The following is a 15,355-nucleotide window of genomic DNA, read 5'->3' on the forward strand; positions in this document are numbered from 1 at the left end:
TGAAATATAATGAGAAAAGCAAATTTGATGACACCTTCCAGAATAACCTTACTATTTATTTCCGCCTTACTATTTTGGAGGTGTGAAGGCCCCATAGGACCAGAAGGCCCTCCGGGTGCTGATGGCCTCGATGGAGTCAATATTGTAGGCGAAGTTTTTGAAATCGTCGGGGATTTTATTCCCGGGAGTGATTTCCGCCTTCGTGGAGAGTACGGCTTTGATTTATTGGAATCAGATAAAGTTTTGATATATCGATTGGATGGTACAGACCAGGAGGGTACTGATATCTGGAGGCTTGTCCCACAGGTAGTTTTTCATGAGGAAGGTATCTTCACCTATGATTACGATTTTACCTACTTTGATTATACCATCTTTTTGAATGGTGACTTTGATTTGAACAATCTGGAGCCTGCTTTGACCGATGATCAAATATTCCGGGTACTCATTATCCCTGCTGACAGGATTGATTTGAGAATGGATTTTTCAGACCATCAGGGCGTACTTGAAATGCTGGAAATCGATGAGGAGGATATAAAGCGAATTTCTTTAAAATAATAATACCTGAAAAGATTAACATTATCCGAGAAAAACAGTTTATCATAAGGTAAGCTGTTTTTTTTTGTTTGTTGTTGGATATACAAAAATTACCCTTTATCTTTCAAATAAAGCATTATATTATTCAGGTAAACCAAGATTTATGAAAAAGATTTTATACTTGTTAGCATTCGTATTAGTGTTGTCTTTGCCGGCATGCGAGGGCCCCGAGGGACCCCAGGGTCCTCCTGGTCTGGATGGAGTGGACGGTGAGGATGGAGAAGATGGAATAGAGGTCTTGAATTTGGTATTTGAAGGAGTGGTGACCTTCTCCGAGGAAAATGATTTTGCCATTGGATCACAATTTGAACTGGGGCAAGGGGACAATTTGCTGGTTTTTCTGGAATGGGCTCAGGCCGAAGGGAATTCCTTGTGGAGGCATCTTCCACAAAATGTTTTTTTTGATGAGGGTGCAATATTGACTTACAATTATCAATATACGACCACTTTTTTCAATGTGTTCATGCAAGGAAATTTTGATCTTACTCAATTGGAACCGGAATGGACAGATAATCAAAGAATAAGAATAGTATTGCTTCCAGGGTTCTTTGTTGATGAGAATGCGAGAGTAGATTTAAGTGACTTCGATGCAGTTATGAAATTGATAGGTAAGGATGAAAGCGATATCCTAAAGATTGATTTCGATTGATGGTCAGAAGAATTATAAGATGATCTTTATATGCCTTTTTAGAAATAGAAAGGCATTTTTTTCATTTTAATGCATGTTTCTTTTTTGAAATAACTTGGGCTATATTTGTGCCATGCAATTAAAGAATGACCTCCTGTTAAGGGTAATCAAAGGGGAAAAAGTAGAACGCACACCGGTGTGGCTAATGAGACAGGCGGGGAGAATTTTGCCCGAATACAGGGCGGTGCGCAATAGCGTAAGTGGTTTTATTGAACTGGCAAAGACTCCGGAACTAGCCGCTGAGGTAACCATTCAACCTGTTGATCTTTTAGGTGTTGATGCAGCCATTATTTTTTCAGATATTTTGGTAGTGCCGGAGGCCATGGGCTTAGCCTATCAGATGATTGAAAAAAAAGGGCCATGGTTTCCTGAAACCATAAAAAATAGTTCAGACTTAAAGAGATTAAGGGTAGCTGATCCGAAGGCGGATCTCCATTATGTACTGGAAGCTATCCGTATGGCAAAAAAAGGACTAAACGGAAGGGTCCCATTGATCGGCTTTGCGGGTGGGCCGTGGACCATTTTTGCTTATATGGTGGAAGGGTCTGGCAGTAAAACCTTTTCTAAAGCAAGGGCCATGTTGTACCAAAATCCTGATTTGGCGCATCAATTGTTGGAAATGATTACCCAAACCACTATAAGATATGTTAAAGCTCAAGTGGAGGCAGGTGCCAATCTTATTCAGCTGTTTGATAGCTGGGCAGGTATCTTACCAGCCTATCATTACAGGGAATTCTCAATAAGGTACATGGAAAAGATTTGTGAAGCTGTTACAGAAGTTCCCGTGACCATTTTTGCCAAGGGAGCCTATTTTGCGATCAATGAAATCCTGGAGCTCTCCTGTGACACTATTGGGTTAGATTGGAACATGAATATCGAAGAAATCCGCAAACAGGCAGATGGCAGAAAAACCTTTCAGGGAAATTTGGATCCTGCGGTTTTGTATGCGCCTGATGATGTATTGGTCAAACAAACTCATGATATGTTAACGCAATTTAAAGGGAGCAGGCATATTGCCAATCTGGGTCATGGAGTATATCCGGATACAAATCCTGAAAAAGTTCGACTTTTTATACAAACTGTAAAAGCTTTTGAATAAAATCATTACCCGAATCCTATTTAGTTTAATCATTTACAGAAAAATATTAACTTTATCAGGTCGTTTCCAGAATTATCCGTCATAAATGATTTATTTTACTATTTTTCAATATTAGTTTTAATCCCCGTAAAGAATTTAGCCCAGATAATTTGTAATTGTGAACTTAGCTGAATATATTTGCTAAAATGTATTTTGCATACATTAAAACGATTTATAGTTTTATCGGGGGTTATCTCAATTACGACAATGGAAAAGTTTTTACGTAAGGAAAAGGAGCCTGATTTTTTATCCAGAAGGCTTAGCGGATACATTACCCCTGAAGGAGCCGTTTACCTTACAGATCCCCAAAAATTGCTGGTTAAAAGTTTCATTGACCTGACAGTTTCTGTTTTGTTTGTGGTTTTTATTTTATCATGGGCATTTCCCATTATCGCATTAATAATCCGTATAGATTCTAAAGGACCCATTCTTTTCAAGCAATTGAGACATGGGAAAGGAAACAAGGCTTTTTGGTGCTACAAATTCAGGACGATGAAGACAAATACAGAGTCGGACCTCCTGCAAGCTTCAAAAAACGACAAAAGGGTTACTCGCGTGGGGAGGTTTTTGAGGAAGTCAAGTTTGGATGAAATTCCGCAGGTGTTTAACGTGCTGTTAGGGGATATGTCTCTTATCGGCCCAAGGCCACATGCGGTACCGATGAACCACGTCTTTTCCAACGAAATCAATAATTACATGTTTCGCCATGTGGTAAAGCCTGGTATCACAGGACTTGCTCAATCCAGGGGGTTCAGAGGGGAGATAATTGATCACTTTGACATTTATGGAAGGGTAAGGCTGGATCACTTTTACATCAAAAAGTACTGTCTGTTTTTGGACCTGAAAATTGTTTTCTGGACACTTTCGACCATCCTTTTCAAAAACGGTAAAGCCTATTAAACATTTTTCTTTTTAGATTGAACATGCAATGATCGCGTCCAATGAGGTTTTTGGTTTTTAAAAGTGATCTTGCCATCTTTTAAGTCGCTCGATTGATGCAATCCCCAGGTTTGGATTTTCAACTACCAGATAGCGTTTTATGACGCATCCCTACCTCGAGTAACTGTTTTAATACTATAAAAACGGATTTTAAATACAAAAAAACGAATTTTAATTAAAAATATTTCTCCAAAGTCTTGCGTGCTGCTGAAAGTAATTATATATTTGTAAAAATGTATTTCAGATATATAAAAATGTTTTTTAAACAAGTAGTTTGGTTTTGAAGTTGAATGTAAAGATTGTTAGAGATGGAAGATGTTTTGATAGGCCAAAAACTTGGCCGTTCCGGAAAAACGGAAAATTTTGTTAAACAGCAGCAGCGCGTTAAAATTATCAATTTGTATGGTCAAAATGATAATTTGAGGAAAAGAGCAATGAAAAGAACTTTTGATTTGGTAATTTCTCTTTTCACAATGGTTTTTATTGTTTCCTGGTTATTTCCTATCGTGGCACTATTGATCAAATGGGATTCCAAAGGTCCGGTTTTTTTCAAACAGTTACGTCACGGAAGGGGTAATAAAAAGTTTTATTGCTACAAATTCAGGACAATGGTGAAAAATAAGGAAGCAGACACCAGGCAAGCCACTCAGAATGATGCCAGGATAACAAAAATCGGCAAGTTTTTAAGGAAAACGAGTTTGGATGAATTACCTCAGATTTTTAATGTGATCCTGGGAGAGATGTCGATTGTAGGTCCCAGGCCACATGCAGTACCCATGAACCTGGAATTTGCCAAGGAAATTGAAAATTTCATGCAGCGGCATCAGGTGAAACCGGGTATTACCGGCTTGGCGCAGTGCAAGGGATTAAGAGGAGAGATTTCTTCCTTCCAGGAGCTATACTCTAGGTTCAGGTTGGATTTTTTCTATGTAAAAAAGTGGTGTTTAATTTTTGATATCAAAATTGTGATTGAAACAGCTATTTCTTTATTGACCAAAAACGAGAAGGCTTATTGATTTAAGCTGAAAAGTAAGTTTATCAAAATAAAAAAAACAGCAGGTTAAGGGATCAAAAACCATTTTTGATCCCTGTAAATTTCCCTTAATCAATGCATATAATTGTATTTGGTGCGATGTTTGCTGCAGATGATCGAATTTACATGGATATTGCACCAAAACCCTCGTTTAAATGGAATTATGGATGTTAAGCTTGTTTGCCTTTACGTATTGAAGGGTAGATTCATTTACCATTCTTTTTCAGGAATTGTACATTATATTAAAAATATTCACCAAAGTTCTTATTGTTCTGATAATTAAGTAATTTGCGGTGTCATTGACGGTTTAAGGTTTTAAGAATAATTGTTTAGCTTTTTCGCCTGCTATAAGTACGGTGAGTAAAATTGATGTAACAGTCTTTATATTTTATGAAAAAAAATACTTTATTTAACAGCTTGGTTTTGATTGTTTTGTTTTTCGGCCTTGTTGGTTGTGCAAAAAGGAATCTGGTTTATTTTAGTGATATTGAAGCCGGTTCTGATTTTTCTACTGAGATCCCCGATTTTCCAGAACCTAAGATTCAAAAGGGCGATTTGTTGAAAATTACGGTAAGCAGTTTAAATGCTGAATCAAATCTATTGTTTAATGCAGGAGTAATGTCCTCTTCGGATGATGGAAGAATGATGAATGCAGCAGTCCCTATAAACGAGGGTTATCTGGTGGATAAAAATGGGCAAGTTAATTTCCCGGTGTTGGGAATGATCGTTTTGGAAGGCTTGACGAAGGAAGAAGCCATTGAGAAAATGGCACAGCGATTGGAGGAATATGTTAAAGATCCAATTGTTAATGTTCAATATCTCAATTTCAAGATAACTGTGATAGGAGAAGTATCTAATCCCAATACCTTCACATTGGAGACCGACAGGATTACTATTTTGGAGGCTTTGGGTCTTGCAGGAGACATGACTGAGTATGGAAAGCGTGAGAACGTATTAATTATTAGAGACGAAGATGGTGTAAGAAAAGCGGTAAGATTAAATCTTAATGATAAATCCATTTTAAACTCCAGATATTTCATGTTGCATCAAAATGATGTGATTTACGTTGAACCTGATAAAATTAAAGCTGTTCAGGCGAGTACCAACCAACGTTCATTAGCAGTGATGGGATTATTGGTTTCGGTAGGGGTTTCCCTTCTGTTCAATTTACGTTTCTACCTGGAATAAGATTATAATATTATGAAAATGTCCGATATGTTAATGGATGATTTTCAACCGAGAGAGGTTGAAAAAACAGATTACAAACACCTGATTATGCAATACCTAAAATTTTGGTATTTGTATGTTCTGGGTTTACTTTTTTGCCTTAGCCTGGCTTACCTATATTTACAGTACGCAACACCCGAATATCCCGTTGGGGCGACTATTCTGATCAACGGCAATAAAAGTTCTGATTTTTCTCAGAATGCCGTCTATTCAGAATTGGAAACCTATCAATCTGTTAAAAAAATAGAAGATGAAGCGGAGGTATTGAAATCAGTTAGTTTAATGGCTGAAGCCATTAAAAAACTAGATCTTAATGTATCTTATTTCGTAAAGGACAATTATTTCAGGGATAAAGAAATTTTCGGGGCTCAGCTTCCGATTAAAGTTCATCTTGAAAGGTACGATTCTGCGGCATTTTTTGACAAGGAAATGCTGACCAAATATAAAGTTCATATTCTGGATGAAGAAAACTTCCAACTGGAGGATGAAGAAGAAAAGACTTCCAATCATCAGTTTGGGGAAAAGCTTGCTTTTCCTTTTGGCGAATTTTATATAGAGCAGGTAAAAGAAATTGAATATCCAAGTACGGTTATTATCAATTTCAATAATCCCTATTCCCTTCCTGGCAGATATAGTGGAAAGTTAGAAGTTTTGATTGTCAATAAACTGGCAAGCGTGTTACGTTTAGGGTTTACGGATCCCGTTCCTCAAAAAGGTATTTTGGTGTTGAACAGTCTCATTGAAGCCTACAACAGAGAGGCCATGCTGAATAAAAACCAAACAGCAAGAAACACCATTGATTTTATTAATGAACAGTTAGATTCTGTTACCAATGATTTGTTGAAAATAGAATCACTGGCAGAAAACTATAAAAAAGAAAATAAAATTACGGAGTTGAGTTCCGACGCTGAACTATATGCTGCAAGCTTTAACGAGGGAAAGGAGCAATTGGCTGAATATTCTATTCAATTGGACGTTTTGTCTTCGATTGAAAATTATTTGATGGATCAACAGGAAGAATATCAGGCTGTTCCAAGTTCTTTTAATATTCAGGATCAAACCCTGAAGTCCTATATCACCCAATTTAATGATTTACACAGGGATAGGGAAAGGATGCTCCGGACTACTCAGCCAGGTAATCCCCTGGTTTTGGAAAAAGACCAGCAACTGCGTACCGTCCGAAGAAACATATTGGAAAACATTAAAAACATTAAATCCAGTGTAGAGATTGCCCGAAACAATCTTTTGGCAAGGACTACGGAGTTGGAGATACAAAGTGGGAAAGTTCCTGAAATTGAAAGAAGGTTATTGGAAATAAACAGACAGCAGGCCATCAAACAGGAACATTACCAATACCTGGTTAAAAAAAGAGAGGAAGCCGCTATGTCTTTGGCTGCTACAACTGTCAGCAACTCCAGAATAATAGATCCTGCCATGGCTGGAAGCAATCCCACTAAGCCAAACAAAATACTGATCCTGGGATTTGCATTTTTTCTTGGATTTGGAGGTCCATTGGGTTTGGTATTTATTTATTATCAACTCAATACAAAAATAAAGGTTAGGAAAGATGTGACCTCCAAAACAAATATTTCTATTTTGGGAGAGGTTTCTCATCATGATGATAAAGCTCCCATTGCTATTTCAAAAGGAGTAAGGACACCTGTGGCAGAGCAATTCAGGTTAATCAGGACCAATCTTCAATTTGCCTTACCCAATAAGGACAAAAAAGTGGTGTTGGTTACCTCCAGCACAAGTGGTGAAGGCAAAACCTTCTTTTCCCTAAATTTGGGAGTAAGCATGAGTCTTGCTGACAAGAAGGTGGTAATTTTGGAATTTGACTTGAGAAAACCACTGTTGTTGGAATATCTGGGAATGATGGGAGAAATTGGTATTTCTGATTATTTACAAAATGATTCCCTGACGATTTCAGATTTAATAGTTAAAAGTGATAAACTTCCCGAAAATCTCGACATTCTTGGATGTGGTACCCTTCCCGAAAACCCTTCAGAGTTGATGCTTTTGCCTAAAGTAGGATATTTTCTTGATCAATTAAAGGACAGGTATGATGTCATTATCATTGATTCTGCTCCGGTGGGTCAGGTAGCAGATGCATTTTCCTTATCCAAATTTTCAGATATTACCACCTATATCATGAGGTACAATTATACCACTTCTGATATGATTGATTTCATGAATGAAAATAAGAAGGAGAAAAAACTCAAAAATCCCGTCATTGTGCTAAATGATGCCAAGACAAAATTGAGTTATGGCTACGATTATTATCAAACTGGGGATATCAAAAAGAAAAAGCGTACGGTTTATAAAAAGATGGCGAAAAAAATATAGATCATTTTTATACAGTAATAAAGAAATCTTTTTTGAATGAGTAATCAATTTGCTTCGCTTTATTTATTTATTAATAAAGCAATAAATAAGGGACATAAAAGAAGCGTTAAGGCCAAAAAAAATATCCTGGCTTCTTTTATTATTAAAGGCGGCAGTATTGCGATAGGTCTGATACTTGTTCCATTGACAATTAATTATGTAAATCCAACTAGTTATGGTATCTGGCTTACGCTGAGTTCCATGGTGGCTTGGTTTGGGTTTTTTGATATTGGATTTGGTCATGGCTTAAGGAATAAATTGGCTGAAAGTATTGCTAAGGAGGAATTTGTGCTGGCAAAAAAGTACGTTAGTACCACCTATGCTATTCTTAGCCTAATCATAGGTGGCGTACTGGTTTTATTTATGGGGATAAACCCCTTTTTGAATTGGGCCAGTATCTTGAATACTTCCGAAGCTTTAGGAGATGAGCTGGGTGTTGTGGCGCTTATAGTGTTTTCCTTTTTTTGCATGCAGTTTGTGCTCAAGTTGATTACAACGGTGTTGACGGCTAACCAGGAACCGGCGAAGGCTTCTTTTTTTAATTTTTTAGGAAGTTTGTTTTCTCTTTTGGTCATTTTTATCCTCACAAAAACCACAGAGGGCAATTTAATTTATCTGGGGGCCGCACTGAGTTTTACCCCTGTTTTGGTGTTGACCTGTTCTAGTGTTTGGTTTTATACTCAGGATTATAAACGTTATGCACCGTCTTTTCGCCAGGTAGATTTTAGTCTGGCCAAAGATTTAATGTCCCTGGGCGCTAAGTTTTTTGTAATTCAAATAGGCGCGTTGGTACTTTTCAGTACAAACAATGTAATTATAACCCAACTTTTTGGTCCGGAAGAAGTGACTCCATTTAATATCGCCTTTAAACTTTTCAATATTGTCACAATGGGTTTTGGCATAGTGGTGACTCCGATGTGGAGTGCCTTCACCGATGCATATGTTAGGGAGGAGTTTGACTGGATCAAGCAAACGCTTGCTAAGATGAGGAAATTCTGGTTTTTGGCCATTCTTGGCTCAATAGGCATCTTATTTGCTTCACCATTTTTGTATCGGATTTGGGTTGGCGATTCAGTGGATGTTCCATTTGAACTTTCAGTGGCTATGTGCCTCTATGTAATCGTGGCCATTTGGCAAACCATGCATGTTTTCTTCTTGAATGGAATTGGTAAAATTAAGTTACAACTGTATTTGGTTACCTTTACTGCCATAATAAATATTCCTTTGGCCATACTTTTGGGCAGATGGTTTGGTTTGGTGGGCATAACCATGACCAGTACCTTGATATTTGGTATCATGGGGATTGTATTTTCTATTCAAACACATAAGATTTTAAATAAAACGGCAAAAAATATTTGGAACGAATGAGTTTTTTTAAACCCATATGGAATTTTATATCTAACCTTTATTTCCTTTTTAAGATTTCGGCTAAAAATGAAAAAGTTTATTGGGAAATTCTGGGAAGTAATATGCACAATAGCCATATTCATCCGCAGGCCAGAATTTTTAAATACCATGTATTAACCAATACCCGTGTAGATAAAGGCACTTATATATCCTTAAATGCAAGAATCTACAATACGACAATTGGGAAATTTTGCTCTATAGGACCTAATTTGGTTAGTGGTTGGGGAGTTCATCCTATTGATGGTATATCGACTTCGCCTGTCTTTTATTCTACCAATCGACAGGTAGGTTTTACTTATTGTAAAAAGACCAAAGTTAAAGAGTTAATTCCTGTAACCATTGGGAATGATGTTTTTATAGGCGCAAATGTCACTATCCTTGATGGTGTCAAAATCGGGGATGGTGCAGTTATTGGTGCAGGTGCCGTGGTGAGTAAAGATATCCCGCCTTATGCTGTTGCTGTTGGTTGCCCGATAAAAATCATTAAATATCGTTTTGATGAAAAAACAATAGATTCTTTATTGAAATCAAAGTGGTGGGACGGAGACGAAACGACCTTAAAAAAGGTTGAAGAAATGTTTTTCGATGTTGAAAAATTTGTAAAAGAGGTTTAAGCGAATATGAATACCATCGAATACGCTGCCAATTATCAAAAGTATATAAATGAGCTAAATTTCAATTATAAGTTATTTTGGTTTTCCGTACTCATCTATAGTTTTAGTTCAGGTCTTGGTAGTACATTTATTAATAGTTTATTTATCGTTGAGCAGTTTTTTCAATCCCTGGCGCTTATTGGATTGTTTTATACCAGCTATAATATTGTCCAGTTTAAGGTAAATAATAAGTTTCTCGGCATTACATTGGTGATTTATTTCTTATGGATATTCTTTATCACCTTTTATGGTTTTGAATTTACTTATGCGAATACCAAATCGGTTATTTTTGGAGGAGTTTTTAAATACTTTTTCCCAATTTTTCTCTTTTTCCCTAAAAATCTTTATTTCTATAAAAAGTTATTCGTGGTTGTTTCCTTTATGGCCATTGCTTTTATTATATTCAATTTGATATTTCTTGAAGAAGTCACAGCTCATTACGATTCAAATGTAAATGAAAAATTTATTTTTGAAGGATTTACAAGAAATTTTGGGCTGCCTTTGGGGTTTTTATTGTTTACTTATATCTATCACAGCAAGACAAAGAATATTCTTGTTCTTTTGGCGCTCCTTTTGATGCTTGGTATATCTGCATACCGGGCTAGGAGATCCATCATGGTAGTTTCGATGGTCTATCTACTTATTTTTATGGTAGTCTTATATATCTATTCAAATCGAAAGGTTTTAATAAGTATGATCTTTGCCGTTTTTTTATTGGTGGCATCTGTATTTGCTGGTCAAATTTATGAAAAACTCCGGTTTAGCTTTTTTGAAAAAATTGAAGAACGTAATACTATAAACACTCGAGAGGGTGTAGAAGCAGCCTTTATAAGAGATTTTGAATTGCAAGACTGGATCATAGGTAGAGGTATCAATGGGAAGTATTGGTGTCCTAATATAGACATAAATGATACTACCGGATACAGGACAATGATTGAGACAGACTATCTGAATATGATTTTGAAAGGAGGAGGAGTCCTGCTTTTTTTGATTCTTTTGATATCTATTCCTGCCGCTTTTAAAGCATTTTTTTATTCTAAAAATTTATTATCAAAAGCTGCAGGTATTTGGATAGTTCTTTGGATTTTGAGTTTATATCCTATGAACGTTTTCTTGTTTTCAGTGAATTATATTTTGTTTTGGATTTGTGTAGGTATTGGATATTCCAAGGATATGCGATATTTATCCGATGATACCATTAAAAAGGCGTTTTTAAATTAATTTCCAATTATAGATAATGGACTTTCCAAAGATTCTTATTTTGATTCAACCCTTCACCAATAATACAGGAGGTGGTATTACTTTGGGTAATTTATTCAAAGGTTGGCCCAAAAACAAATTGGCTGTGGCCAGTCTCCCAGGGTTAATTAATACCAATATAGATACTGATATTTGCGACACCTATTATCAATTAGGGGAGAAGGAAATGACCTGGAAATTTCCTTTTAATATGATTAAAAGAAAATACACTTCAGGTTTGCTTGATTTTCAAAATCATTCGGTCCAGGAGATTGTTCCAAAAAAATCCAAACTGCGATCCAGGGTTTTAATCAATTATATCGAACCTTCTCTCAAGTGGTTAGGTTTAATGGAGACTATTTACAAACTTGATTTATCGGAGGAATTTTGCAATTGGCTGGATGAATACCAACCTGATATAATTTATGCTCAAGCTCATGGAAGAAACAGGGTGAAGTTTTGCTCCAGAGTAAAACAGTACACCAACAAACCAATGGTTTTTCACATGATGGATGATTGGCCTGAATTTGTAAGAGGTGAAAGTATTTTTGGTAAATATTGGGAAAAGGTGGTGGACAAAGAGTTTAAAAAACTGCTTGAAGTTTCAGATTTACATTTGGGAATTAGTGAGTTAATGGAAGTGGAATATCTCAGAAGGTATAATATTCAATTTAAAGCTTTCCACAATCCTATAGATTTTGATTTTTGGAAAAAGGGTCAAAAGTCAAATTGGGAGATAAATGGTGAATATCCTAAAATATTATATGCAGGAAGAATGGGACTAGGTATTGAGAAATCTTTGAAACTTCTTGCAGAAACTATTTCTATAATCAATAAAAAATCAGGCCGTTCTATTCAGTTTATTTTGCAAGTGGCTGAAAAGAAGAAATGGATGAATAAATTTAAGTGTATAATACACCGACCATTTGTTCCTTATGAGGAACTTCCTGAAAAATTTGGAGAGGCTGATATTTTGTATTTGCCTTATGATTTTTCGGAAAAAGCGGTTAAATTTATTAAATATTCAATGCCTACCAAAGCATCTGAGTACATGATTAGTGGGACACCAATTCTTATTTTTGCTCCTGGAGATACAGCCCTTGTAAATTATGCTGAAAAGTATCATTGGGCCAAAGTTGTCAAAAATGAAGATATTGAAGAGTTGGTAAATTCAGTAGAGAAATTACTTGATTGTCCAGAGGAGCGGGAACGTTATGGTAAGTCGGCCATACTTTTAGCTAAGGATAAACATGAAGCATTTAAAGTCAGAAACGATTTTAGAAAAGCATTGATATCTGTTATAGAATAATAAATTATAATGAAAAATATTTTTTTATATCCAAAGCACAATAAATATTATAAGTCTCCTAATCCATATATTTTTGATTTTCACAGAGAACTTGCTAAAAGGCACAGGATTGTAAATAAAAATGCTTCAGGTTTAGGTATTCTTAACCTTTATATTTACTTTTTTTCGACCGACATTTTTATATTTAACTGGATAGAAACCTTGCCTCAGAAGATGTTGGGACGTTTTCAGGTGGCCGGATTTGTTCTTTTTTTATGGTTTGTTCGGGTTTTCAAAAAGAAAATTGTGTGGGTATTACACAACAAGGGTTCTCATCATCAAAATGACAATAAGTTAGTAAAGAAGGTTTTTGATTTGATGATGAAAAGATCAGACAAAATAATAACTCACTCAGAATCAGGAAAATCTTTCGTCAAGGAAGTCTATCCAGATCAGGCTAGTAAGGTAATGGTTATTATGCACCCTATCAGGGAGTTGTTTCCGCTGCTTAATGTGGAAAAAACAACAGATTTTTTAATTTGGGGTAGTGTTTACAAATACAAGGGTATCGATAAATTTTTAAATTTTAATTCAACTTTATCTTCAGACAGGCAATTTAAAGTAAAAATTGCAGGTAAATGTTTTGACCGGAAGTACCTGGCTGAAATTGAGGGTCTTTTAGGCGAAAACATTGAATTTTATAATGCGGTTCTCGATTTTGAAGAAATATATAGGTTTGCCCAGGAATCCAGGTTCATTTTGTTTACCTATAATTCCGATACTGTGATAAGTTCAGGGTCCTTAATAGATTCAATAAGAATGGGGAGTATGATTTTAGGTCCCAATCATGGCGCATTTAAGGATCTAAATCACCTAAGTTTTGTAAACACGTATGAAGACTTTAATCAGATTCCTTCAATAATTAAAACAATTGATCAGGATGGATACAGGCTTGAATCCGAAAGGCAAGCTTTTTATGAAGAAAATAATTGGAAGAAATTTATAGAAAAACTAGATTCCATTCTTTTAGAACTTTGATTGAATTTATTTTTCTTAATGAAATATTGTCTATATGATGTTTTTATGTTAATTAAGTAAAACATAATTTTTCCGCTGTTAAGCGCCCAAAGTAATGATTTGTTTAAGTATTTATTTAATAAAAAGGATTAGTTAAAGAAGTGTGATTATTTCATTCAAAAATTATTAATATCCTTATTTTTCAATTTATACGTTCAAGTATTTAATGGACTTATTTTGGTTTTAATGTCTTTCCGATAGATAATTTTATTTTAATGCAATTATTTTTGCTAGTATTTTATTGAACAATTAATTTACTATTAAGGTTATTAATTATTATGTATATACATTAAAAGCTATTTATTAAAGCAGAAAATATTCTGTTGATTTTTGTCGCTATTTGAAGGTGTTAGTTATATTATTATTAATTATTTTATAATGAGGGTTTTATTGATTAATAGTTATTCCATGGAGAATGCTTACCAGCTTTGGAGAGAAGGGAAGAGTGGTAGTCACCATGTTTGGGGTAAGATTGAGCTTGAAAAAATCAGTCAAATCAATATGGTTATTTTTCCTCATGAAAAATTTAAATGGCTCAACAAGCTTGGAGGCTTGTTTGGGATCACTCATTTGGATCAACAAATTAGAATTTTGTTTTCATCCTCCAAATATGATATATTGTATGCTCCCTATAGCACCCAAAATACCAAATTATTGTTAGTATTAAAGCTATTTAGAATTTACCGGAAACCTATTGTTGTTACCATACATAGTCCCTTTTTAGGTACAAATTATGATAATTCGTGGGTGAAGTGGATTTCAAAAAAATTGTTACTTACTTATGATGCCAGTATTTATTTAAGTGATAATCTAATGAAGCAGGCTATAGAAAAGCTTGGAATTCGACGTGAAATTTCCTCTAAAAGGATTTTTACTGCCCAATGGGGTCCAGATCGGAATTTTTATAGTAATTTCATAGGTAAGAATTCAATGAGTGATAGGTACCTAATCAGTGCAGGACATACTTCACGTGACTATGAAACTTTGATTGAAGCCTTTAAGCAATTGGATTATAAACTTAAAATCTTTTGTACGCCCAAATCAATTCCCATTGTAGATGAAATTCCCCATAATGTTACTATTCATTCCGAATTCATCCCTTATAGTGAACTAATGAATTATTATTTAAATTCAAGTGTAATACTCATACCCTTAAAATATGATTCAAGAAATGAAGGATGCCAGGGGATGACAAGTATTCAGGATGTTGTGGCACTTGGTAAGCCGACGATCATTACAAAAAATAAAAATTTAAATCTTGATGTTGAGAAAGAAGGGTTCGGTATCTTTGTTGATATGGGTGATGTTTCAGGATGGGTAAATGCTGTCAAATTACTAATGAATGACAAGGCGAAAATGAAGCATATGGGTGAAAATGCAACTGCTGTATACCATAGTAAATTCAATGCAGAAATATTCGGAGCGCGACTGAAAAATGTTTTTTCTAATGTATACAATAGTTATAAATAGTTAACGGCTATTTTAAAAAGAGTCTTTTAATCTTATATTGGATATTTAAGGAATAATAATTTATATTTGTAATGAAAAGATATTTTATGTTAATATTCGATTCCAAATATGGTTTTTGCAATAAATTAACCTTTAGTTATTTAAATTGCCTGATATTTACTACTCCTAAATTTTAAATGAATTAGGAAATGACTCTAATCAATTTGAAAGTTAGGTT

13 protein-coding genes are annotated in these 15,355 nt (G+C 35.1%); all 13 read left to right on the plus strand.

The features are described from left to right. The first annotated feature begins 9 nt into the window (after positions 1 to 9). The 13 genes from HUJ21_RS19230 to HUJ21_RS19290 all read left to right on the plus strand — a co-directional run bounded on the left by HUJ21_RS19230 (position 10) and on the right by HUJ21_RS19290 (position 15,138). Positions 10 to 555 carry a hypothetical protein gene (locus tag HUJ21_RS19230; protein WP_291372145.1) on the plus strand — a complete coding sequence of 182 codons (546 nt, stop codon included), beginning with the start codon at positions 10 to 12 and terminating at the stop codon, positions 553 to 555. 142 nt (positions 556 to 697) lie between these two features. Further along, positions 698 to 1,243 carry a hypothetical protein gene (locus HUJ21_RS19235; RefSeq protein WP_291372146.1) on the plus strand — a complete coding sequence of 182 codons (546 nt, stop codon included), beginning with the start codon at positions 698 to 700 and terminating at the stop codon, positions 1,241 to 1,243. Positions 1,244 to 1,355: 112 nt separating this feature from the next. After that, the gene (gene hemE, locus HUJ21_RS19240; RefSeq protein WP_291372147.1) at positions 1,356 to 2,381 is read left to right on the plus strand and encodes a uroporphyrinogen decarboxylase; all 1,026 of its coding nucleotides are present in this window, start codon (positions 1,356 to 1,358) and stop codon (positions 2,379 to 2,381) included. Between the two features lie 246 nt (positions 2,382 to 2,627). Beyond that, positions 2,628 to 3,320 (plus strand): sugar transferase, encoded by a 693-nt coding sequence (locus HUJ21_RS19245; protein ID WP_291372148.1) that lies wholly within the window; start codon positions 2,628 to 2,630, stop codon positions 3,318 to 3,320. A 473-nt stretch (positions 3,321 to 3,793) separates the two neighbouring features. Then, positions 3,794 to 4,375, plus strand: a complete 582-nt coding sequence (locus HUJ21_RS19250; protein ID WP_291372149.1) for a sugar transferase — start codon at positions 3,794 to 3,796, stop codon at positions 4,373 to 4,375. A gap of 407 nt (positions 4,376 to 4,782) precedes the next feature. After that, on the plus strand, positions 4,783 to 5,580 hold the full coding sequence (locus tag HUJ21_RS19255; protein ID WP_291372150.1) for a polysaccharide biosynthesis/export family protein: 798 nt from the start codon (positions 4,783 to 4,785) through the stop codon (positions 5,578 to 5,580). Between the two features lie 12 nt (positions 5,581 to 5,592). After that, positions 5,593 to 7,965, plus strand: a complete 2,373-nt coding sequence (locus tag HUJ21_RS19260) for a polysaccharide biosynthesis tyrosine autokinase (protein WP_291372151.1) — start codon at positions 5,593 to 5,595, stop codon at positions 7,963 to 7,965. A 36-nt stretch (positions 7,966 to 8,001) separates the two neighbouring features. Further along, positions 8,002 to 9,372 carry an oligosaccharide flippase family protein gene (locus HUJ21_RS19265; RefSeq protein ID WP_291372152.1) on the plus strand — a complete coding sequence of 457 codons (1,371 nt, stop codon included), beginning with the start codon at positions 8,002 to 8,004 and terminating at the stop codon, positions 9,370 to 9,372. Further along, positions 9,369 to 10,025: a CatB-related O-acetyltransferase gene (locus HUJ21_RS19270; RefSeq protein WP_291372153.1), complete on the plus strand. Its 657-nt coding sequence runs from the start codon at positions 9,369 to 9,371 to the stop codon at positions 10,023 to 10,025. The genes HUJ21_RS19265 and HUJ21_RS19270 overlap by 4 nt, the downstream gene beginning before the upstream one ends. Before the next feature lie 6 nt (positions 10,026 to 10,031). Beyond that, complete coding sequence (locus HUJ21_RS19275) at positions 10,032 to 11,285, plus strand: hypothetical protein (RefSeq protein WP_291372154.1); 1,254 nt, start codon at positions 10,032 to 10,034, stop codon at positions 11,283 to 11,285. Between the two features lie 16 nt (positions 11,286 to 11,301). Next, positions 11,302 to 12,612 (plus strand): glycosyltransferase, encoded by a 1,311-nt coding sequence (locus tag HUJ21_RS19280; protein ID WP_291372155.1) that lies wholly within the window; start codon positions 11,302 to 11,304, stop codon positions 12,610 to 12,612. Between the two features lie 9 nt (positions 12,613 to 12,621). Next, complete coding sequence (locus HUJ21_RS19285; protein ID WP_291372156.1) at positions 12,622 to 13,629, plus strand: hypothetical protein; 1,008 nt, start codon at positions 12,622 to 12,624, stop codon at positions 13,627 to 13,629. 447 nt (positions 13,630 to 14,076) lie between these two features. Beyond that, positions 14,077 to 15,138: a glycosyltransferase gene (locus tag HUJ21_RS19290; protein WP_291372157.1), complete on the plus strand. Its 1,062-nt coding sequence runs from the start codon at positions 14,077 to 14,079 to the stop codon at positions 15,136 to 15,138. Positions 15,139 to 15,355 lie beyond the last annotated feature (217 nt).

The organism is Cyclobacterium sp., assembly GCF_014762705.1.
In the GTDB taxonomy this organism is placed as follows: Bacteria; Bacteroidota; Bacteroidia; order Cytophagales; family Cyclobacteriaceae; genus Cyclobacterium.

Coding starts and splice junctions, on each gene's coding strand:
- HUJ21_RS19280 (WP_291372155.1), top strand. CDS start 11,302: ATGGACTTTCCAAAGATTCTTATTTTGATTCAACCCTTCACCAATAAT.
- HUJ21_RS19275 (WP_291372154.1), top strand. CDS start 10,032: ATGAATACCATCGAATACGCTGCCAATTATCAAAAGTATATAAATGAG.
- HUJ21_RS19260 (WP_291372151.1), top strand. CDS start 5,593: ATGAAAATGTCCGATATGTTAATGGATGATTTTCAACCGAGAGAGGTT.
- hemE (WP_291372147.1), top strand. CDS start 1,356: ATGCAATTAAAGAATGACCTCCTGTTAAGGGTAATCAAAGGGGAAAAA.
- HUJ21_RS19230 (WP_291372145.1), top strand. CDS start 10: ATGAGAAAAGCAAATTTGATGACACCTTCCAGAATAACCTTACTATTT.
- HUJ21_RS19290 (WP_291372157.1), top strand. CDS start 14,077: ATGGAGAATGCTTACCAGCTTTGGAGAGAAGGGAAGAGTGGTAGTCAC.
- HUJ21_RS19235 (WP_291372146.1), top strand. CDS start 698: ATGAAAAAGATTTTATACTTGTTAGCATTCGTATTAGTGTTGTCTTTG.
- HUJ21_RS19255 (WP_291372150.1), top strand. CDS start 4,783: ATGAAAAAAAATACTTTATTTAACAGCTTGGTTTTGATTGTTTTGTTT.
- HUJ21_RS19245 (WP_291372148.1), top strand. CDS start 2,628: ATGGAAAAGTTTTTACGTAAGGAAAAGGAGCCTGATTTTTTATCCAGA.
- HUJ21_RS19285 (WP_291372156.1), top strand. CDS start 12,622: ATGAAAAATATTTTTTTATATCCAAAGCACAATAAATATTATAAGTCT.
- HUJ21_RS19250 (WP_291372149.1), top strand. CDS start 3,794: ATGAAAAGAACTTTTGATTTGGTAATTTCTCTTTTCACAATGGTTTTT.
- HUJ21_RS19270 (WP_291372153.1), top strand. CDS start 9,369: ATGAGTTTTTTTAAACCCATATGGAATTTTATATCTAACCTTTATTTC.
- HUJ21_RS19265 (WP_291372152.1), top strand. CDS start 8,002: ATGAGTAATCAATTTGCTTCGCTTTATTTATTTATTAATAAAGCAATA.